At 64.1% G+C, this 19,567-nt stretch carries 17 protein-coding genes; 7 read left to right on the top strand and 10 right to left on the bottom strand.

Annotated elements, in window-relative coordinates; translation table 11 throughout:
• Positions 1-143 precede the first annotated feature (143 nt).
• Together SE91_RS08105 and SE91_RS08100 are read left to right on the top strand one after the other, a co-directional pair.
• On the top strand, positions 144-1,319 hold the full coding sequence (locus SE91_RS08105) for an ABC transporter substrate-binding protein (RefSeq protein WP_061847201.1): 1,176 nt from the start codon (positions 144-146) through the stop codon (positions 1,317-1,319).
• 29 nt (positions 1,320-1,348) lie between these two features.
• On the top strand, positions 1,349-1,804 hold the full coding sequence (locus SE91_RS08100) for a cupin domain-containing protein (RefSeq protein WP_008555525.1): 456 nt from the start codon (positions 1,349-1,351) through the stop codon (positions 1,802-1,804).
• Positions 1,805-1,813: 9 nt separating this feature from the next.
• Here the strand turns inward: SE91_RS08100 and SE91_RS08095 are convergent, their stop codons facing one another.
• The 4 genes from SE91_RS08095 to SE91_RS08080 all read right to left on the bottom strand — a co-directional run bounded on the left by SE91_RS08095 (position 1,814) and on the right by SE91_RS08080 (position 7,205).
• Positions 1,814-3,064 carry a flavin-dependent oxidoreductase gene (locus SE91_RS08095; protein WP_061847200.1) on the bottom strand — a complete coding sequence of 417 codons (1,251 nt, stop codon included), beginning with the start codon at positions 3,062-3,064 and terminating at the stop codon, positions 1,814-1,816.
• A gap of 51 nt (positions 3,065-3,115) precedes the next feature.
• Positions 3,116-5,467 carry a bifunctional salicylyl-CoA 5-hydroxylase/oxidoreductase gene (locus SE91_RS08090; protein WP_061847199.1) on the bottom strand — a complete coding sequence of 784 codons (2,352 nt, stop codon included), beginning with the start codon at positions 5,465-5,467 and terminating at the stop codon, positions 3,116-3,118.
• A gap of 97 nt (positions 5,468-5,564) precedes the next feature.
• The gene (locus tag SE91_RS08085; RefSeq protein WP_061847198.1) at positions 5,565-6,401 is read right to left on the bottom strand and encodes an enoyl-CoA hydratase family protein; all 837 of its coding nucleotides are present in this window, start codon (positions 6,399-6,401) and stop codon (positions 5,565-5,567) included.
• A gap of 42 nt (positions 6,402-6,443) precedes the next feature.
• Entirely contained in the window at positions 6,444-7,205 is a 762-nt protein-coding gene (locus tag SE91_RS08080; protein ID WP_061847197.1) for an SDR family NAD(P)-dependent oxidoreductase, read from the bottom strand.
• Positions 7,206-7,414: 209 nt separating this feature from the next.
• On the opposite strand from SE91_RS08080, the gene SE91_RS08075 reads away from it, so the two are divergent.
• From SE91_RS08075 to SE91_RS08055, 5 genes are read left to right on the top strand one after another with little or no spacing between them, the layout of a single operon-like run.
• Entirely contained in the window at positions 7,415-8,212 is a 798-nt protein-coding gene (locus SE91_RS08075; RefSeq protein ID WP_061847196.1) for an alpha/beta fold hydrolase, read from the top strand.
• A gap of 12 nt (positions 8,213-8,224) precedes the next feature.
• The gene (locus SE91_RS08070; RefSeq protein ID WP_061847195.1) at positions 8,225-9,514 is read left to right on the top strand and encodes an acyl-CoA dehydrogenase family protein; all 1,290 of its coding nucleotides are present in this window, start codon (positions 8,225-8,227) and stop codon (positions 9,512-9,514) included.
• 2 nt (positions 9,515-9,516) lie between these two features.
• On the top strand, positions 9,517-11,052 hold the full coding sequence (locus tag SE91_RS08065) for a class I adenylate-forming enzyme family protein (protein ID WP_061847194.1): 1,536 nt from the start codon (positions 9,517-9,519) through the stop codon (positions 11,050-11,052).
• On the top strand, positions 11,049-12,137 hold the full coding sequence (locus tag SE91_RS08060) for an NAD/NADP-dependent octopine/nopaline dehydrogenase family protein (protein ID WP_061847193.1): 1,089 nt from the start codon (positions 11,049-11,051) through the stop codon (positions 12,135-12,137). Before SE91_RS08065 ends, SE91_RS08060 begins: the two co-directional genes overlap by 4 nt.
• A 3-nt stretch (positions 12,138-12,140) precedes the next feature.
• Positions 12,141-13,127, top strand: coding sequence for a 3-hydroxybutyryl-CoA dehydrogenase (locus SE91_RS08055; protein ID WP_061847192.1), 987 nt, complete (start codon positions 12,141-12,143; stop codon positions 13,125-13,127).
• Here the strand turns inward: SE91_RS08055 and SE91_RS08050 are convergent.
• The 6 genes from SE91_RS08050 to SE91_RS08025 all read right to left on the bottom strand — a co-directional run bounded on the left by SE91_RS08050 (position 13,124) and on the right by SE91_RS08025 (position 19,469).
• On the bottom strand, positions 13,124-14,170 hold the full coding sequence (locus SE91_RS08050; RefSeq protein WP_061847191.1) for a 2,5-dihydroxypyridine 5,6-dioxygenase NicX family protein: 1,047 nt from the start codon (positions 14,168-14,170) through the stop codon (positions 13,124-13,126). The genes SE91_RS08055 and SE91_RS08050 overlap by 4 nt on opposite strands.
• A gap of 31 nt (positions 14,171-14,201) precedes the next feature.
• The gene (locus SE91_RS08045) at positions 14,202-14,969 is read right to left on the bottom strand and encodes an ABC transporter permease (RefSeq protein ID WP_061847190.1); all 768 of its coding nucleotides are present in this window, start codon (positions 14,967-14,969) and stop codon (positions 14,202-14,204) included.
• A complete protein-coding gene (locus SE91_RS08040; RefSeq protein ID WP_061847189.1) occupies positions 14,966-15,751 on the bottom strand; it encodes an ABC transporter permease in 786 nt (261 codons plus the stop codon). The genes SE91_RS08045 and SE91_RS08040 overlap by 4 nt, the downstream gene beginning before the upstream one ends.
• Positions 15,748-16,593 (bottom strand): ABC transporter ATP-binding protein, encoded by an 846-nt coding sequence (locus SE91_RS08035; RefSeq protein ID WP_061847188.1) that lies wholly within the window; start codon positions 16,591-16,593, stop codon positions 15,748-15,750. The genes SE91_RS08040 and SE91_RS08035 overlap by 4 nt, the downstream gene beginning before the upstream one ends.
• 125 nt (positions 16,594-16,718) lie before the next feature.
• On the bottom strand, positions 16,719-18,413 hold the full coding sequence (ilvD, locus tag SE91_RS08030) for a dihydroxy-acid dehydratase (protein ID WP_061847187.1): 1,695 nt from the start codon (positions 18,411-18,413) through the stop codon (positions 16,719-16,721).
• A 72-nt stretch (positions 18,414-18,485) separates the two neighbouring features.
• Positions 18,486-19,469 (bottom strand): ABC transporter substrate-binding protein, encoded by a 984-nt coding sequence (locus SE91_RS08025; protein ID WP_060736639.1) that lies wholly within the window; start codon positions 19,467-19,469, stop codon positions 18,486-18,488.
• Positions 19,470-19,567 lie beyond the last annotated feature (98 nt).

Here is a 19,567-nt window from a genome sequence, read left to right as displayed (position 1 = left end):
ATAATTGGCGCGCCGCTTGCATGCGCCGCTGCCCGCAGATGCGACGTCGTGAGCGCGGCTTGCCGCGGCGGTCATCATCGGCATAAGCTTGGATTGCAGTACGGGGCTTGCATCGCAGGCCGTTCGTCACGAGGGGACAGATCATGAAGACGCAAATGACCTTCGCCGCAGCCGCCATGCTGCTCGGCACCGCGACGAGCCCTGCCCTCGCCCAGGAAAGGATCAAGCTGGGCGTCGTCGTGACCCTGTCGGGGCCTGCCGCTGCGCTGGGCCAGCAGGTGCGCGACGGCTTTGCGCTCGCGGTGAAGGATCTCGGCGGCAAGATGGGCGGCCGCGATGTCGAGTTGATCGTCGCGGATGACGAGTTGAAGCCGGATGCGGCGGTGACCAAGGTCAAGGGCCTGCTCGAGCGCGACAAGGTCGACTTCGTGGTCGGCCCGATCTTCTCCAACATCCTCCAGGCGATCCACAGGCCCATCACGGAATCGAAGACCTTCCTGATCAGCCCCAATGCCGGCCCGTCGACATTCGCCGGCAAGGACTGCAACCCGTTCTTCTATGTGACCTCCTACCAGAACGATCAGGTGCACGAGATCCTCGGCAAGGTGGCGCAGGATCGCGGTTACAAGCGCATGTACCTGATGGTCCCGAACTATCAGGCCGGCAAGGATTCGGTGGCGGGATTCAAGCTCGACTATAAGGGCGAGATCGTCGAGGAGTCCTACATGCCGCTGAACACGCTGGACTTCCAGCCGGAGTTGTCCAAGATCTCATCGCAGAAGCCCGATGCGCTGTTCACGTTCATGCCGGGCGGCCTCGGTGTCAATCTCGTCAAGCAGTACCGGCAGGCGGGCCTCGCCGACACCATTCCGGTGCTCTCGGCGTTCACCGTCGATGAATCGACCTTGCCGGCGCAGCAGGATGCCGCGGTCGGCATGTTCGGCGGCGCGAACTGGGCACCCAATCTCGACAACGCGCAGAACAAGAAGTTCGTTGCCGCCTATGAGGCCGCCTATAACGGCGTGCCCGGCACCTACGCCTTCCAGGCCTATGACGCCGCGATGCTGATCGACAGCGCGGTCAAGGCGGTGAAGGGCGATCTGTCGAACAAGGACGCCGTTCGGGCGGCGCTCAAGAAGGCCGACTTCACCTCGCTGCGCGGCGCCTTCAAGTTCAACACCAACGGCTATCCGATCCAGGATTTCTACCTGACCAAGGTTGCCAAGCGACCGGATGGCAAGTTCCAGACTGAGATCGTGCAGAAGGTGTTCGAAAATTACGGCGACCGCTATGCCAAGGACTGCAAGGCGGCGAACTAAGCCGAGCGTCGCGTCAAGGGAGGACTTCAATGAGCAGCGAAATCACCGGCATCACGCGGGCCAATGAGGGCATCCAGGGCATTTCCTGGAACATTCTCGGCCAGACCTATGTGCCGAAAAGCAAGACGGAGCACAGCTTCTCCTGGCATGCGACACTGCCGCCGGGCACCTTCGTGCCGCCGCACATTCACCCCGACCAGGATGAGTATCTCTATATGCTGGAGGGCAAGCTCGATTTCATGCTCGGCAATTCGGAATCGCAGGCAACCGCCGGCGACCTGATCCGTCTCGGCATGGGCGTGCCGCACGGCATCTTCAACAAGTCGGAACAGACCGCCAAAGTGCTGTTCTGGGTGTCGCCGACCAAAAAGCTCTTCGACCTGTTCTGGGGCCTTCACAACATGAAGGAGCAGAAGCCCGAGGACGTGGTGGCGATGGCCGCCGAGTTCAACATCCACTTCCTGCCGCCGCCACCCGGCGGCTAGCGTCGCGCGTCAGGCGCGCACCGCCGCGAGACCCGGCACTGCGGCGAAGCCCGCCTTGGTGGCGTAGCCGCGCACGATGGCTTCGCGCTGGGAATAGCTCAGCACGTTGTCGACGTTGTCGAAACCGTCAGGCGCAAGCTGCTCGACGGCGTCGATGACGCCTTCGGGACCGCCGCGCCGGTTCGAGCGGACGATCTCGGCCGTCATCGGCAGGCGCTTCTTCTCGTATTCGAGCAGCGCCTGGCGCGGATGCTCGGCGCGCACCAACGCATCGGCGAGGCAGCGCGCATCGAGGATCGCCTGCGAGGCACCGTTCGATCCGACTGGATACATCGGATGCGCGGCGTCGCCGAGCAGCGTGACGCGCCCCGCCGACCAATAGGGCAAGGGATCGCGGTCGCAGGTCGGATATTCGTAGAATTCGGGCGTCGCCGAGATCAGGCTCTTCACGTCGATATGGGGGATCGAGAAGCGCGCCACGTGCGGCATCAGCTCCTCGCGGCGGCCCGGCCGCGACCAGTCCTCCTTCCGCGGCGGCGGAGCGTTGCCCTCGCCGACCTTCACCAGCACCGCCCAATTGGTCAGGCGGCTCGCCGGGCTGGATCCTTCCGCGATCGGATAGATCACCACCTTGGCATTGAGCCCGCCGGCCACGATCATGGATTTGCCGGTGAGGAACAGCGGCCAGTCGCGGGCACCGCGCCACAGCATCAGGCCGTTCCAGCACGGCGGCCCTTCGTTCGGGAACAGCGTCTCGCGGACGCGCGAGTGAATGCCGTCGGCGCCGATCAGGATATCGCCGCGCGCGGTGCGGACGTGCGAGCCGCCGCGATCGAAGAAATAGGCGGTGACACCACCTTCGTCCTGCGTGAATGCGCCGAGCCGGCAGCCGGTGTGAATCGCCTCCCGCCCGAGCCGCTCCTCGACCGCACGATGGATGACGCCCTGAAGCCGGCCGCGATGGATCGAGAATTGCGGCACGTCATGGCCGGCGTCGATGCCGCGCGCTTCGCGCCAGACCTCCTGGCCATGGCGGTTGAGATAATAGAGCTGATCGGTGCGGATCGCGACGTCGTCGAGCTTCTGAAGCAGGCCGAGGCCGGCCAGTTCGCGCATGGCATGCGGCAGCGTGTTGATGCCGACGCCGAGCTCGCGAATGGTGTCGGACTGCTCGAAGATCTCACAATCGAGGCCGCGCGAGCGCAGCATCAATGCCGTGGTGAGACCACCGATACCGCCACCGACGATAATCGCCTTCATCGCCCAAACTCCACTGGAAACACAGGCAATGGGTTAACGTCGCACGGGCGGTCACTCCGCCGCAAGCGGCTTTGTCGCCTCCGCCTTGAGCTCGGCCCGGGTCTTGGGCTTAGCCTTAACTCTGAGCTCCTCGAGATCCTGCCGGTCGCGGACGCTGTTGCGGAAGATCTGATCTTTTCCGGGCAGATATTGCGGGGGGCAGAAGGCCTCGTTTGCCCCGTACCAGGCCGCCGCCTTCATGGTGAAGAAGGGGTCGACGAGATGGGGACGTCCGAGCGCGACGAGGTCCGCCCGGCCTGCGGCCAGAATGGTGTTGGCCTGGTCCGCCGTGGTGATGTTGCCGACACACATGGTGGCCACCCGCGCCTCGTTGCGGACCTGGTCCGAAAACGGCGTCTGGAACATGCGCCCGTAAACCGGCTGCGCGTCGCGCACGGTCTGGCCGGTCGAGACGTCGACGAGGTCGACGCCCGCCTCTGCAAAAGCGCGGGCGATGGCGACGGCATCATCGCCGGTAATGCCGCCGTCAGCCCAGTCGGTTGCGGAGATGCGCACCGATATCGGCTTGTGTGACGGCCACGCCGCGCGCAGCGCCTCGAAAATTTCGAGCGGGAACCGCAGACGGTTTTCGAGCGAGCCGCCATATTCGTCAGTGCGGGTATTGGTCAGGGGCGAGATGAAGCTCGCGAGCAGATAGCCGTGGGCGCAGTGCAGTTCGAGCATGTCGAAGCCGCAGCGCTCGCCGCGCTCGGCCGCTGCGACGAAAGCGTCCCTCACGGCATTCATGCCGGCGCGATCGAGCTCGCGCGGCACCTGGCTGTCGGGGAAATAGGGCAGCGGCGATGCCGACAAGATATCCCAGCCGCCCTGTTCCAGGGGACGGTCCATGCCGTCCCACATCAATTTGGTTGCGCCCTTGCGGCCCGCGTGACCCAGTTGCAGGCAGATCTTGGCGGCCGAATTGCCGTGGACGAAGTCCACGATGCGACGCCAGCAAGCCTCCTGCTCGTCGTTCCACAGGCCGGCGCAACCGGGCGTGATCCGGGCATCGCGGCTGACGCAGGTCATCTCGGTGAAGATCAACCCGGCGCCACCGATCGCGCGCGAGCCGTAATGCACGAGGTGAAAGTCGGTCGGCACGCCCTCCCTGGCCGAATACATACACATCGGCGAAACCACCGCGCGATTGGCAAGCTCCATCTCGCGCAATCGGAACGGCTGGAACAGCGGCACCATCGGCCGGTCTATGTCGACATCGAAGCCGCTGCTGCGCACTTGCCTGGCGAACGTCTTCTCGACCTCGGCCACGAAATCCGGCGCGCGGAGCTTCAGATTGTCATAGGTGATCGCCTTGGAGCGCGTCATCACACCGAAGGCGAATTGCACGGGATCGAAGTCCCAGAAGCGATCGACATGCTCGAACCAGACCAGCGAGACGTCGGCGGCGTGTTGGGTCTTCTCGACCTCCTCGCGGCGGCCGTGCTCATAGATCTCCAGCGCCGCCTTGATGCTGGGCGCCTTTTCCAGCGCCTGGGCCAGCGCGATGGCGTCCTCCATCGCAAGCTTGGTGCCTGAGCCGATCGAGAAATGCGCGCTCGCCTTGGCGTCGCCGAGCAGGACCATGTTGTCCTTGACCCAGCGCTTGCTGCGGATCATCGGGAAGTTGCGCCACATCGAGCGGTTGGTCAGCAGCTTATGCCCGCCGAGGAACCAGCCGAAGATCTCGGCCATGCGCGCGGCGGACTGGGCTTCATCCAGCCCGGTCAGCCCGGCGCGCTGGAACGTCTCCGGATCCGTCTCGAAGATCCAGGTCGAATGCCCAGCCTCATACTGATAGGCATGGGCGATGAACGGGCCCCACTCGGTTTCCTGGAAGATGAAGGTGAAGGCATCGAGCGGTTTGGTCGAGCCCATCCAGGCGAACTTGTTGGAGCGGACATCGACCTCGGGCTGGAAATGATCAATATGTTTCTCCCGAAAGCGGCTGTTGATGCCGTCCGCGAGAAGGATGAGATCGGCATCCGCAAAGCGGGATTCGTCGTCGATATCCACTTCGAAATGCAGGGCGACGCCCAACTCGCGGGCGCGCTCCTGAAGGATCAGCAGCAGCTTCTGCCGCGAGCAGCCGCAAAAGCCGTTGCCGCCGACCCGGTGCACCGTGCCGCGGAAATGCACGGCAATGTCGTCCCAATAGGCGAATTCCTGGGTGATGCGGCGGTAGCTCGGAAGATCGTGCTTCTCGAAATTGTCCAGCGTGGCGTCTGAGAACACCACGCCGAAGCCGAAAGTATCATCGGCCCGGTTGCGCTCATACACCGTGACTTCGGCGCCCGGCCGCTGCTTCTTGAGCAGGATCGCAGCATAGAGACCCGCAGGTCCGCCACCGATGATCGCGACTTTCATGGGAGCCTCGCCAATTCACCCGGCCACGGAAACTATTTTAAGCCTAAAATAATTTCGCGCAAGCCCCCTGTCGCGGCTTCCCGGAAAGAGGACCGCCCTAGTCGCCCCTGAAGACCGGTTTGACCTTGTTCGCGAACGCCTCGAAGGCGCGTTCGAAATCCGCCGTGGTCATACAGAGTGCCTGGGCGACGGCCTCCGCCTCGATCGCTTCCTCCACCGACATCGCCCATTCCATCGCCAGCATCCGCTTGGTCATGGTATTGGCGAAGGTCGGCCCTTCCGCGATCTGCTTCGCCAGAACCTGCGCCTGGAGCAGCAGCTGCTCCGGCGTGACGAGCCGGCTGAAGAAGCCCCAGCGCTCGCCCTCCTCGGCGGTCATGAACCGGCCGGTGTAGAGCAGTTCGGAGGCGCGCGACTGGCCGATGATCCGCGGCAGGATCGCGCAGGCGCCCATGTCGCAGCCGGCAAGGCCAACCTTGTTGAACAGGAACGCGACCTTTGTGCCACTCGCCGCGAGGCGCATGTCCGAGGCCATGGCGATGATCGCCCCCGCCCCGGCGCAGATGCCCTCGACGGCGGCCACGATCGGCTGCGGACAGGCCCGCATCGCCTTGACGAGGTCGCCCGTCATGCGCGTGAACGCTGTCAGCCCCTTGGTGTCCATCTTCACGAGCGGGCCGATGATCTCGAACACGTCGCCGCCCGACGAGAAATTTCCGCCGGCGCCGGTGACGACGATGGTCTTGACCGCATCGTCGAAGGCGCAGGCGCGGAAGAAATCGGTCAGTTCCCGGTAGCTCTCGAAGGTGAGCGGATTCTTCCGCTCTGGGCGATTGAGCGTGACTGTCGCGACGCCCTCGACGACGGCCAGCAGGAAGTGCTGCGGCGAATAATCAGCGAGCGGCACGGTGACGGGATTGGCTGGTCTGCTCATGCGATCTCCTTGGATGTCTTGATCCGGGCCTGCATTGCCATGTTAGATTTCACCGCCCGCAACCGCGATCGCCTGTCCGGTGATTGCGCTGGCGCCCTCGCCGCACAGCCAGAGCACCGCGTCGGACACCTCCTGCGGCGTAATGAGTTTTCCTTGCGGATTGTGCTTCGCGAGCTCGGCGATCGCCTGCTCGCGGGTTCGGCCGGTCTTCTTCATGATGTTCTCAATGCTGCCGGCGACCAGATCGGTGTCGGTGAAACCGGGGCACACCGCATTCACGGTCACACGGCTTCCGGCCATTTCGAGGGCAAGGGAACGCACGAGGCCGATCACGGCGTGCTTCGCGGCAACGTAGGCGCTGACATAGGCGTAGCCCTTGAGCCCGGCGGTGGATGCCACCGCGACAATGCGGCCGTAGGGACGATCCTTCATGCCTGGCAGCACAGCCTGGACGGCATGCACGACCCCCATGAAATTGACATCCATCATCCGGCTGAACAGCGCGCTGTCCGATTTCGCGAACGGCGCCGATTCAGCGCTGCCTGCGTTAGCAATCAGGATGTCGATCGGCTGCCGCGCACTCGCTTCACGTATGGCGGCCTTCAACGACGCCTCGTCAGAGACGTCGGCAACAGCCGAAAAATGCGCGGCGCCTGCGTCCACGGCCTCGGCAAGGCTCGCCGCATTCCGGCCGAGCACGGTGACGGTCGCGCCGGCACCGACGAGAGAGCCAGCTATCGCGCGGCCGATGCCGCGACCGCCACCGGTCACCAGCGCGTGCGGCGAATGCGGCAATCCGGACATGCGCTGGCTCCCTGGGATGCAGATCGTTTCCTCGATATATTTTAACCTTCAAATTTTTGCAACGAAAGCACTGATCGACTTGGCGAGAGCCGGCACAGTGCCCGGCCCGAAAATTGCTTTAAGCCTAAAATTATCACTTCCCATCGCCCGCAAGCCTGTTAGCATCAAGGGGCCAAGCAAAAGGATGTCGCGTGTCGCAGCCTTCGCCAATGATAACAAAAGACGGACGCTTCGCCTACGAAGCCGCGGGCGATCCGGGCGCAACACCTTTGATCTTCCTGCATGGTATTGGCGGCGCGGCGCGGGCCTGGCGGCGCCAGCTTGCCACATTCGGCACCCGCTTCCGCGCCATCGCATGGGATATGCCGGGCTATGGCGGTTCGGCGCCGCTCGCCAGCGTCAGCATCGCTGCCCTGGCGGATGCGCTCCAGCAATTCATCGATCAGCTTGGTGCAAGCAGGCCTGTGCTGGTCGGTCATTCGATCGGCGGCATGATCGTCCAGAAATGGCTGGTGCAGTCACCGAAACTGGCGCGCGCGGTCGTCCTGGCGCAGACCAGCCCTGCCTTCGGCAAGGCCGATGGTGACTGGCAGAAGTCGTTCATTGCAGCGCGGCTCGGTCCGCTCGATCGCGGCGAGACGATGAAGTCGCTGGCACCTTCGCTGGTGAGGGAGCTGGTCGGCGACGATCCGGATCCAAGGGGGATGGACCTTGCGCGCGAGTGCATGGCAAGCGCGCCGGAGGCAAGCTATCGCGCCATGATGTTGGCATTGATGGGGTTCGATCAGCGCAGCACGCTCAAGGATATTTCCATCCCGACGCTGCTGCTGTCGGGCTCGAAGGACAACAACGCGCCTGCGCCGATGATGGCGAAGACGGCGACCTACATCCCGGGAGCCGAATATGTCGAGCTTGCCGGCGTCGGCCATCTCGCCAATCTCGAGCGCCCTGACGCCTTCGACGAGGCCCTTGGGCGGTTCCTGAACTCTCTCGCGAACAAAGCGTAAGGTGACTGCGCAATGACCATGCAAGTCAACAAGACCATGAGCACGACCGAGAAGGTTGCGCTGGATGCGCCGATCTTCGATCCCGTCGCATTCCGCCTGAGCGACGAGCAGGCCGGCATCATCGCGCGCGCCCGCGAGATCGGTCAGAGCGTGTTCGCGGGCCGCGCCGCCACCTACGATCGCGAAGCGATCTTCCCGACCGAGAACTATCGCGATCTGCATCGCGTCGGGCTGCTCGGCATTGCCGTGCCCAAGAAGCACGGCGGCCTCGGCGCGAACTACCAGACCTATGCTCTGGCGGCGGCCGAGATCGGCCGCTATTGCGGCGCGACCGCGCTGACCTGGAACATGCATGTCTGCTCGACCCTGTGGTCGGGTCCCCTCGCCGACGATCTCGACATGGACGCGGACACCCGCGCCGAGCACGAGCGGCGGCGCGCGGTTCACTACAAGCGCATCGTCGAGGACGGCGCGATCTATTCGCAGCCGTTCTCCGAAGGCGGTGCGGCGGCCGCGGGCGGAGTCGCATTCGGCACGGAGGCAAGGCCGGTCGATGGTGGCTGGATCGTCAACGGCAAGAAGATCTTTGCCTCGCTCTCGGGCCACGCCGACTTTTATGGCGTGCTCTGCACCGAGATCGAGGAAGGCGAGAAGGCCTCGCGCCGCAACACGCTTTATCTGGCTATCTCGGCCAAGTCGGAGGGCGTCTCGGTCGTCGGCGACTGGGATCCGCTCGGCATGCGCGGAACAGTGTCGCGAACGCTCCTGTTCAAGGACGTGTTCGTGCCGGGGGATGCGGCGCTGATGCCGCGCGGCGTCTATTTCCAGGCCGCGATGCGGTGGCCGCACATGTTCCTGACGCTGTCGCCGACCTATATGGGCCTCGCACAAGCCGCCTACGACTTCACCGTGCGCTATCTGCGCGGCGAGGTGCCAGGGATGCCGCCGGTGAAGCGCAGGATGTATCCGACCAAGCAGATCGCGGTGGCGCAGATGCAGATCAAGCTCGAGCAGATCAAGGCGATCTGGTTTCAGGCCGTCACCGAAGCTCGCGCCAATCCGAGCAAGGAACAGGTTCTGCGGGCCTATGCCGCACAATATTCGGTGATGGAGGGTGCCAACGAGCTCGCCGCGCTCGCCATCCGCACTTGCGGCGGCCAAGCCATGTTGCGGTCACTGCCATTGGAGCGGATCTACCGCGACAGCCGCTGCGGCTCGCTGATGCTGCCCTGGACCGCCGAGCTCTGCCTCGACCGCATCGGGCGCGAGGCACTTTACGAGGCCGGCGAGACGGACGACTGATTGTGGACCTCTGTAGTCTGATCGACCGCAACGCGGCGTTCGCGCCAGACAAGACCGCCATTGCCTTCGAGGGGGAACGGCTGAGCTATGCGGCGTTCGCCGCGCGCATCGAACGGACCGCCACCGCCCTGAAGCAAGAGCTGGGCGTCAGCCGCGGCGACCGTGTCGCGATCCTGAGCCTGAACCGGCCCGACTACCTGGTTCTGCTGTACGCCTGCGCGCGGCTCGGGGCGATGCTGGTGCCGCTGAATTGGCGGCTGGCCGTGGCCGAGCAGCTGTTCATTCTGAGCGATGCCGGCGCCAAGGTTCTTGTGCTCGAACAGGCATTTGAAGGCGTGCTCACCGAACTTGAAAGGACCGCGCCTGGGACATCCGTCGTCGGCCTCGATTTCGCCCCACCGCGCGGCACGACATTCGAAAACCTGTTGGCTTGCAGCGAGGGCAGCGGCCGCAACCCGCACACTGACCTCTCCTGCCCACTCCTCATCGTCTACACCTCGGGAACGACGGGGCGGCCGAAGGGCGCGGTGCTGCGGCAGGAGGCGCTGTTCTGGAACGGCGTCATGAGCCAGCACATGCACAACATGACCTCCGACGATCATGTGCTGACGGTGCTGCCGTTCTTCCACGTTGGCGGCCTCAACATCCAGACCACGCCTGCGCTGCAGCTGGGCGCAACCGTCACGATCCACGCGCGGTTTGCGCCGGACACGGCGCTCGCGGCGATCGAACAGGAGCGGCCGACGCTGACGGTGATGGTGCCAGCGATCATCCAGGCCGTGAGCGAGCATCCTGCCTGGGCAGCGGCCGATCTCTCATCACTGAAAGCCGTTGCGACAGGCTCGACCATCGTGCCGCCGCACCTGATCGACCGTTTCACCGCGCGCGGCGTTCCCGTGCTTCAGGTATACGGCTCCACCGAAACCTGCCCTATCGCAGTCTACACCCGCCTCGGCGGCGATCTCTCACGGGTTGGATCGACCGGACTCGCCGGCCTGTGCTGCGAGGCGAAGGTCATCGATCAGGCCGGCAACGTGGTGCCGGCGGGCACACCGGGAGAGATCGCGGTGCGCGGCGCCAACGTCTTCTTCGAATATTGGGGCAACGAGGCCGCCACGCGCGATGCGCTTCACGACGGCTGGTATCGGACCGGCGATATCGGCCTGTGCGATGCCGACGGCTATTTCTGGGTGCGCGACCGCAAGAAGAATCTGATCATTTCCGGCGGCGAGAATGTTTATCCGGCGGAGGTCGAGCGCGTCCTGCTGGAGCATCCTGATGTCAGCGAATGCGCCGTGATCGGCCGGCCGGACCCGCGCTGGGACGAAGTCCCCATCGCCTATGTGATCCCGCGATCCGGCGCGCGGCTCGAAGCAGAAAAACTCAGAACGCACGTCCAGGCGCAGCTCGCGCGCTACAAAGTTCCACGCGATATCGTCTTCGTCACCGACATGCCACGCACGGCGCTGGGCAAGGTGCAGCACTTCCTGCTGAAGCAGCTTGATGCGCAATCGCGCGCGCAAGGAGAAGCGTCTTGAAGATTGCAGTTCTGGGTGGGGGAAACGGCTCTTTCGCGGCCGCGGGCGATTTTGCGCTGGCTGGGCATGAGGTCCGGCTGTGGCGCCGCGACGCCGATCAGGTTGCTGCGCATCGCGCCGCCGGCTCGCGCATCCTGGTCAAGGATCACAACGGCCGCCACGACGTGAAGCTTGTACTGATCACGCCCGACATCGCTGACGCGGTTCGCGGCGTCGAACTGATCCTTTGCCCTGCGCCGGCCTTCGCGCAGCCGGACATTGCCCGCCTGCTCGCGCCGCATCTGCGGGACGGCCAGGTCGTCTTTCTGCCGCCAGCGACGTTCGGCTCGATGATCTTTGCCCAGGCGGCCCGGGATGCCGGCAACGCTGCCAAGGCGAGCTTTGCCGAGACCGGCACACTGCCCTGGCTGACGCGCAAGCACGGGCCGTTCGAGGTCGCGATCACCATCCGTGCCAAGCGGCTTCCAGTCGGGGTGTTCCCGCTCGATCAGGCGCCACATGCGCTCGAAGTGATCGGACGCGCTTTCCCCGACGTGATCGAGCCTTGCGGAGATGCACTGTCGGGGGCGCTGATGAATGCAGGTCCCATCATCCATCCGCCCTTGATCGTGATGAACGCCGGTCCGATCGAACATTTCGAGCGCTGGGACATTCACAAGGAAGGCACGCAAGCCGCGATCCGACGGGTTACCGATGCGCTCGACGCCGAACGCATCGCGGTCCGCGAAGCGCTCGGCTATGGCGCGCCGCATTTCCCGCTCGCTCATCACTACGCGAGGGAAGGCGAGATCTGGATGTATGGCCGCGGCTCGCACGACCGGCTGACGGATTCCGGCGACTGGCGCGAACGGATCGTGCTGACCGAGCACCGCTACATGCGCGAGGACCTGCGGCTCGGGCTGTCGCTACTGGTGTCAGTCGCGGGCCTTGCCGGCGTGGACACGCCGCTGGCCAAAGCGTTTCTGTCGATTGGCGGCGCGATCTGCGGCGAGAATTTTGCGCGCGGCGGCCGAACGCTTGAGACGCTCGGGCTCGACAATCTCGGCAAGGCCGAGTTGCTGACGCTCCTTCGCAATGGATTCTGATCGATGACCCATCGCGTCAACATCGTCTGTCTCGGGGCCGGCCGGATGGGGCGCGGCATCGCCGTCGCCTTCGCTTATGCCGGCCACAGCGTCACGATGATCGACATCAAGACGCGTTCGGCTGAGGAGTTCACCAGGCTGGAAGGGGACGCGCTTGGCGAGGTGAAAAAGACCTTTGCCAGCCTGTCGAAGCTAGGATTACTGACCGAAGCGGACGTTGCTCCGCTCATCGCGCGCGTCTCGGTGGTCGCGGCTGGCCAAAGCGCCGCCGCGCTCTCGGAGGCCGGTATGGTGTTCGAGGGCGTTCCCGAGGTGGTCGAGCTCAAGCGGGAGGTGCTGGGGGCTGCGTCAAAGCAAGTTGGCTTGGACACGATCATCGCATCGACGACGTCGACGATCCTCGTCGACGATCTCTCCGGCGCAATCGTCAATCCTCGCCGCTTCCTCAACGTGCATTGGCTCAACCCGGCGTATCTGATCCCGCTGGTCGAAGTCTCGCCGGGCCAGGCCACCGACCCCGCGATCATCGACGAGGTCAAGGCGCTGCTCGAAGGCATTGGCAAGGTGCCGGTGGTCTGCGCGGCGACTCCCGGATTCATCGTCCCGCGCATCCAGGCCCTCGCTATGAACGAGGCTGCCCGCATGGTCGAGGAAGGCGTCGCCAGCGCTGAAGAGATCGACAAGGCGATCCGCTATGGCTTCGGCTTTCGCTACGCGGTGCTCGGCCTGCTCGAATTCATCGATTGGGGCGGCGGAGATATCCTGTATTACGCCAGCCGCTATCTCGAAGGCGCACTCGGCAGCGATCGCTATCGGGCGCCGGAGGTGATCTCGCGCAACATGAACGAGGGACGGATCGGCCTGCGGACGGGCGCAGGCTTCCTCGACTATTCCGGCCTCGATGTCGACGCCTATCGCGTCGAGCGGCTCAAGGCCATGGTTGACCTGCTCCGCCATTTCGGCCTGGCGCGGCCGCCCGTACGCGATTAGCCGAAAACGTCCTGAAGCACACCTTCACGCACGACCGCAACGCCGTCGAGCTCGATGGTGGTTCCCATCATCGGAAGGTCGAAATGGCCCGCGGTGTAGCGGCCGGCGAACTCGTTCGCGCCGGTCGAGAACAAGAAATTGCCGGACACGGCGCGAAGCTCCGTGCCGTTGGTGTCGCGCTGATCGTACATCGACAGCGCCTCGTAGCGCGCGCCGGGATTCATGCCGAAGCCGACATGCGAGACCGCATAGGCTTCGCGATCACCCCAAGCGGCGAGATAGCGGCGCATCATTGCGGCGTCCGTGCCCTCGCCTTCCAGCTCGACGACATAATCGTCCTTCAGCGTCATCTTCACCGGAGAAGTCAGGTAGCGCTTGAAGGTCAGATTGATGTCGCCGGGCGCCATCACCAGCGTGCCATTGATGGTCCCGCTCTTGGGAAAGCTGACGACGATGCCGCCGGGCCAGTGCGCCAGCGTGCCGGGCTTGTCGGTCCATCCCCACACGCCGACTGTGGAGGCCCCAACCATGTCGACATCGAGCGCCGTGCCGGCCTTCGAGGTGACCCGCATCCGCTTCGTCCCGCGCAGCATCTTCGCCGCGGCACGGACGCGCTTCTCGAGCGCGAGATCCGGCACCATGCGCTCAAGCGCCTCGGGATGTTCGTTCGAGATTACCAGTATCCGTCCGCCGGCCTTGAGGATCTCGGGCGTCTCGGCGGCGTGCATTAGGCCTTCGATGGTGCAATCCACCACGAAGCCAGCCTGCTGGAGCGCGGTGATCACGGGACCAAGCTTCTGGATCGCCTCGCTCGCGCCGGTCGAGCGAACCGGAACGATATTCCGGTTGCGCGGAGTCGGCATCACCACGTGAAACGGCCGCGCGCCCATGCGCAGCAGCGCAAGCTCCGCCAGATGCACGTTCAATGCACGCGACTGGGTTTCCGAAAGGATCGCCGCGGTATCGCCGGCCTTGACGCCGCATCGCTCGAAGATCTCGCAGAATGCGTCAATCCATTTTGCTTCGATGCGGTCAGCCAGCATGGTTCTCTCCCGGTCTTCTGAATTCTTGTTGTTACGCTTCGGGAAAGCCCCGGAGCAGGTACGATCGCACGGCTCCCAAGAGGCCGTTCAGGATCAAACCCAGCAGCGATATCGTGATCAGCGGGACGAACATGTCCACGGCCTGGAAAGTCCGGGCCGCCGTCACGAGCGCATGACCCAGTCCGTCCGTCGACGTGATCATCTCGGCCAGAAACACCACGATGCAGGAAATGACAAGGCCGATCCGGCATCCCGTCAGGATCGACGGCATCGCCGCTGGCAGCACCACCTTGAACAGGATCTGATGGCGCGGCGTTCCCGCCGCCATCGCCGACCAGATCAGCTTTTGCTCCACGGTCGACGCGCCGTAATAGGTGGACAACAGGATGGGAAAGAGTGCATCTGCGGCCACCAGAGTGATCTTCGACCCGTGACCGAAGCCGAGCAGCAACAGCAGTGCTGGATAGAGCGCGACCTTGGGCAACGGCGCCAGGACGCGTACGATCGGCCGAACCACGGCGTTGATCGCGGGGTTTGCCGCGGCCGCGATGCCGAGACTGACCCCCAGCACGACCGCAATCGAAAACCCCGCGAACAGCCGGATCAGGGTTGCCGCGATCTCATGCTGAAACGTCGAGGTCACGAGCTGCTGCAGCAGCCGACCGAAGACGAAGCCTGGCGGCGGCAGCAGAACTGCGGGCGCGAAGCCGAATGATACCAGGCCCTGCCACAACGCGATCACCAGCACGATCGGCGCGATGCCAAGAAGGATGTTTGGGGAGAGAAAGCGCGACATCATGTGAAGCTCAGCGGCATGTCGAACTGGGGCTCGGACCAGCGCACCAGTCTTGCGCGGACCCGCTCAAAAACCGCATCGAGGCAGATTCCCATAGCGCCGACGATGATGATCATCGCATAGACGGTATCGTATTGACCCATGTCGAGCGCGTTGAACAGGATGTTCCCGGCGCCGGACTGGCGGGCAATCATCTCGCTGGTGATCATCGTGATCAGCGCCAACACCAATCCCGTACGACACCCCGTGAGGATTTCCGGCAGCGCCGCCGGCAGCACGATGCGCACCAGGCGTTGCCCCGGCGAGAGGCCCATCGCGGCGCCCGACCACAACATCTTCTCCTCGACCGCCTTGGCGCCTTCAAAGCTGTGATAGATCACGGGAAGGCTGACGCCGAGGAAGATCACCAGAGTCTTCGTGACATCGCCGACACCCAGCCACAGCATGATGATCGGCATCAAGGCCGCCTTCGGCACCGGATAGATCACCATCAGGAGCGGATTGAAGAAGGCGGCGACCGCGGTGCTGCGTCCCATCAAGAGGCCAAGCGGAATCGACACCAGTACGGCCAGGCCGAACCCGATTGCCATGCGGCGCAGCGAGGCCAGGATGTTGATCAGGGATTCCTTGTCGCCGAGAATGCCTGGGATCGCCCGCATCGCCTCGATCGCCGTCGGAAAACTGTCGTTCTTCAGGGCGAGAGACGCGACCTGCCACACCACCAGCAATCCGATGCAGGCGAGCACCGGGGCAGCGCGCTTGACCATGGCAGCCGGCGACATCATGCGGGCGCGCCGACATCGTCGCTCTCATCGAACATGCGTTCGATGTCGACGACGTACTTTTGGTAGCGTGGATCGAGCAATAGCTCGCTGCGGCGGCGCGGCCGGGGCAGATCGATGTCGATGACCTGCCGGATGCGCCCGGGGGATTTCGACATCATCACAACCTTGTCGGAGAGGAAGACGGCTTCGTCGACCGAATGGGTGACGAACAGCACCGTCTTGCGATCGCGCTCCCAGATGTTCAACAGGTCGTTCTGCAGGCGGGTCCGGGTATGGGCGTCGAGCGCGCCGAACGGCTCGTCCATCAACAACACTTCGGGATGGTAAGCGAGCGTCCGCGCCAGCGCGACGCGCTGCTTCATGCCGCCCGAGAGCTCCTTGGGATAGAAGTTCTCGTAGCCCTTGAGGCCGACCATCTCGATCAAGGCCCGGCTCTGCGCTTCGGCTTCGGTGGCGCGAACGCCTTGCTGGCGCGGTCCGTACATCACATTGCCGAGCACGGTCTTCCAGGGAAACAGCGCAAATTCCTGGAACACCGGTCCGCGATCCGGACCAGGCCCCGTGATCGCTCGTCCCTTCATCTTCGCCGCGCCGCTGGTCGGGCTGACGAAGCCGCCGACGATGTAGAGCAGGGTCGACTTGCCGCAGCCGGATGGACCGAGGATGGAGACAAAAGCCCCCTCCTCGATCGTCAGCGAGATGCCCGATAGCGCCACATGATCCTTACGTGCCGAGGTCTGAAAGACCTGCGAGACGCGGTCGATCTCGATGATCGCAGAAGCCGGCTCATGTGGCGTCACCGGTCTCACCCATTCGCTCGATCTCGAAGGCAATACCTTCATCGCGTCTCTCGCCTCACTCGCGCACGGACATCGCGCGACAACTCCGCTGAATGTCCGTCATCAGCGCCACGAGCTTAGCAAGAAACTTGCCAGACTGGCCGCCGCTTTCGCGCGAATGCGGCGCGTCATTCGAACCACGGCCATTCTGCCGGGCCTTCATGCGTCACGGCACCGCCCGGCGCCTGTCCGACGAGTCGCGCATATTTCGCGAGCGCGCCGGCGCGGTGTCGCGGAGGCCGCTGCTTCCAATCGCGCCTGCGTGCCACAAGCTCCTGCTCGTCGACCACCAGATCCATTCGCCGGTTTGCCGCGTCAATCCGAATCCTATCGCCGTCGCGGACCAGCGCCAGCGGACCGCCGACGAACGCCTCAGGAGAGACATAGCCGATGCACATGCCGCGGGTCGCGCCCGAGAACCGTCCATCCGTGATCAGGGCCACCTTTTCGCCCATGCCCTGCCCATAAATCAGCGCGGTGACGCCGAGCATCTCGCGCATGCCGGGGCCGCCAACGGGTCCTTCATTGCGGATCACGAGGACCTCGCCCGCCTTGTAGCTGCGGTCGCGAACGGCCTTGACGCAGGCTTCCTCGTCTTCAAACACCCGTGCCACGCCCTCGAAGAACTGGCTCTTCAAACCCGCGACCTTGATCACCGCGCCGTCCGGGGAGAGATTGCCCTTCAGCACCGCCACACCGCCATCGGGCATGATCGGCGCGCGGGACGCGTAAACGATCTCACCATCGGGTGCGTTGGCCGCGCCATATTCTTCGGCAAGTGTGCGGCCCGTGATGGTGATGCAGCTGCCGTCGACGTGACCGCTCTGGATCAGCTCGCGAATGATCACCGCAGCGCCCCCGATGTCGTAGACATCCTTCGCTGTGTATTTGCCTCCGGGCCGCAGGTTGCCGATCAGCGGTGTCCTTGCAAAAACCTCACCGACATCATCGATGGTGAAGGCAATGCCCGCCTCGTTCGCGATCGCCGGCAGATGCAGCGCGGCATTGGTCGAACCGCCCGTCGCGGCCACGATGGCCGCGCCGTTCTCGAGGGATTTCTGCGTCACGATGTCACGCGGCAGCGGCCCGCCGCGTTCCAGCATCTCCATGATCAGCCGGCCGGCGCGCCGCGAGATCTGTGCCCGCTCGGCGTAGACGCCGGGGACCATCGAGACGTTGGGGATGGTGAGGCCCATCGCCTCCGAGACCATCCCCATCGTGTTTGCGGTGAACTGGCCGGCGCAGGCACCGATCGTCGGCAGGCAAGCGCGCTCGATCCGCTCAAGCGTGGCACCGTCGATCTCGCCGGTCATGAAGCTGCCGACAGCCTCATAGGAATCGAGCACCGTCAGCGTCCGCCCGTCCACGCGCCCCGGCAGCGAGCTGCCGCCGTAGATGAAGATGGACGGCACGTTGCAGCGAACCATGCCCATCATCACGCCTGGAAGCGTCTTGTCGCATCCGCCATAACCGATCAGCGCATCGTAGGCGAGACCATGGACGACGGCCTCGATCGAATCCGCGATCAGCTCACGCGAGAACAAAGAGAACTTCATCCCCTCGTGATTCATGCTGATGCCGTCGGAAACCGAGACGGTCGAGAATTCCCGCGGTGTGCCGCCGGCTTCCTCAATGCCGGTCTTGGCTGCGGCGACCTGAAAGTCATGGGTCATGTTGCAGGGCGTTTGCTCGCCCTTCATGCTGACGACGCCGACCATCGGCTTGGCGATCGCGGCGTCATCGAGCCCCATTGCGCGCATGAAGGCACGATGCGGAGCTCGGTCGAGACCATCAGTGGTGACCCGTGATCGCAATTTCTTCATGCGTGCATCTTCTTCATATAGCGTCCCGGACGATCCGGAACGCCGCAATCCCGCGATAACTCGCCTGCCTGTTTACTCCAGCGGCGCGACGATCGTCGGGTGTCTGAACTGCGCTGCATCCAGCTTCGGCAGCATCCCTGTCTCCGCATAGATGTCCAGCATCTTCTGGATTGCAGGGAAATTCGGCGCTGCACCGGGATCGCGCCCGAAATCATTGTCCTTGAGCAGATAAGTCTCGAGCACCGGAATGGGCGCCTTGAGAACCTCATTGACGACCTTCAAGGTCTCTTCGCGGTTCGCCAGCGCCTTCCTCATGCCCGACGTGATGTCGCGGACATAGGCCTTGACCGCTTCCGGATTCTTGTCGACGAAATCGGCACGACAGGCCTCCAGGATATGCACGATGTTCGGCATGGCCTCCGACAGCGAGAACAGCTTTCGGGTGCCGCCCTTCGCTTCGGCACGCGCGGCAAACGGCTGGTTCATGTTGACGGCATCGACGCGCCCCTGGCGTAGCGCGTCTTCAGAGACGGCAAAGCCGACCTCCACCAGCTTGATGTCCTTGGCCGGATCGACGCCGTTCTGCTTCAGCAGCAGGTTGAATGGCCCCTGTGTTCCGCCGCCGATCACGGAAATGCCGACCGTCTTGCCCTTGAGATCTGCAATGGTCTTGATCGGCGAGTCGTCCTTCACTGCCCAATAGACCGAAAAGCCGCCGGGCTTTTCGAACACGTGCTGCGCCACGATATAGGCTTTGAGGTTGCCGCCAACCACGCCATTGGAAAGCGACAGGGGCGCCTGCGTCGCGCAATCCAGCGCGCCGGCTGCCAGTGCCTGCGTCATCGGCGCGGTGCCCTGAAACTGGGTCCATTCGATGTTGTAGGCCTTGCCGATGTTGGGAAACTCGGCCGCGCGGCGCATCATCCAGTACTTGGATTCCTCGGCCGGGATCGTCCAGCCGACGCGGATCGTCTGCTGCGCCCGCAACGGGCTCGAGCCCGAGAACACGGCCGCAACCGCCCCCAATGCCAGGATCCACCTCGAAACGGTTCGCATGGTGCTCACTCCGTGCTCCGGCGCCGATGGGCGCCCCCAACCCGACCGGCCCAAATGTTTCATGGTTCAAACAATCAGGCAAGCCATGCGGGCTCGGC

The organism is Bradyrhizobium sp. DOA1 (assembly GCF_001593325.1).
Taxonomy (GTDB): Bacteria; Pseudomonadota; Alphaproteobacteria; order Rhizobiales; family Xanthobacteraceae; genus Bradyrhizobium.
The sequence above is the reverse complement of the archived record's forward strand: the minus strand, read 5'-3'. Positions and strand labels throughout refer to the sequence as shown.

Coding starts and splice junctions, on each gene's coding strand:
- SE91_RS08105 (WP_061847201.1), top strand. CDS start 144: ATGAAGACGCAAATGACCTTCGCCGCAGCCGCCATGCTGCTCGGCACC.
- SE91_RS08035 (WP_061847188.1), bottom strand. CDS start 16,593: ATGAAGGTATTGCCTTCGAGATCGAGCGAATGGGTGAGACCGGTGACG.
- SE91_RS08085 (WP_061847198.1), bottom strand. CDS start 6,401: ATGAGCAGACCAGCCAATCCCGTCACCGTGCCGCTCGCTGATTATTCG.
- SE91_RS08090 (WP_061847199.1), bottom strand. CDS start 5,467: ATGAAAGTCGCGATCATCGGTGGCGGACCTGCGGGTCTCTATGCTGCG.
- SE91_RS08040 (WP_061847189.1), bottom strand. CDS start 15,751: ATGATGTCGCCGGCTGCCATGGTCAAGCGCGCTGCCCCGGTGCTCGCC.
- SE91_RS08045 (WP_061847190.1), bottom strand. CDS start 14,969: ATGATGTCGCGCTTTCTCTCCCCAAACATCCTTCTTGGCATCGCGCCG.
- SE91_RS08070 (WP_061847195.1), top strand. CDS start 8,225: ATGACCATGCAAGTCAACAAGACCATGAGCACGACCGAGAAGGTTGCG.
- SE91_RS08100 (WP_008555525.1), top strand. CDS start 1,349: ATGAGCAGCGAAATCACCGGCATCACGCGGGCCAATGAGGGCATCCAG.
- SE91_RS08095 (WP_061847200.1), bottom strand. CDS start 3,064: ATGAAGGCGATTATCGTCGGTGGCGGTATCGGTGGTCTCACCACGGCA.
- SE91_RS08075 (WP_061847196.1), top strand. CDS start 7,415: ATGATAACAAAAGACGGACGCTTCGCCTACGAAGCCGCGGGCGATCCG.
- SE91_RS08050 (WP_061847191.1), bottom strand. CDS start 14,170: ATGCTGGCTGACCGCATCGAAGCAAAATGGATTGACGCATTCTGCGAG.
- SE91_RS08080 (WP_061847197.1), bottom strand. CDS start 7,205: ATGTCCGGATTGCCGCATTCGCCGCACGCGCTGGTGACCGGTGGCGGT.
- SE91_RS08055 (WP_061847192.1), top strand. CDS start 12,141: ATGACCCATCGCGTCAACATCGTCTGTCTCGGGGCCGGCCGGATGGGG.
- SE91_RS08025 (WP_060736639.1), bottom strand. CDS start 19,469: ATGCGAACCGTTTCGAGGTGGATCCTGGCATTGGGGGCGGTTGCGGCC.
- ilvD (WP_061847187.1), bottom strand. CDS start 18,413: ATGAAGAAATTGCGATCACGGGTCACCACTGATGGTCTCGACCGAGCT.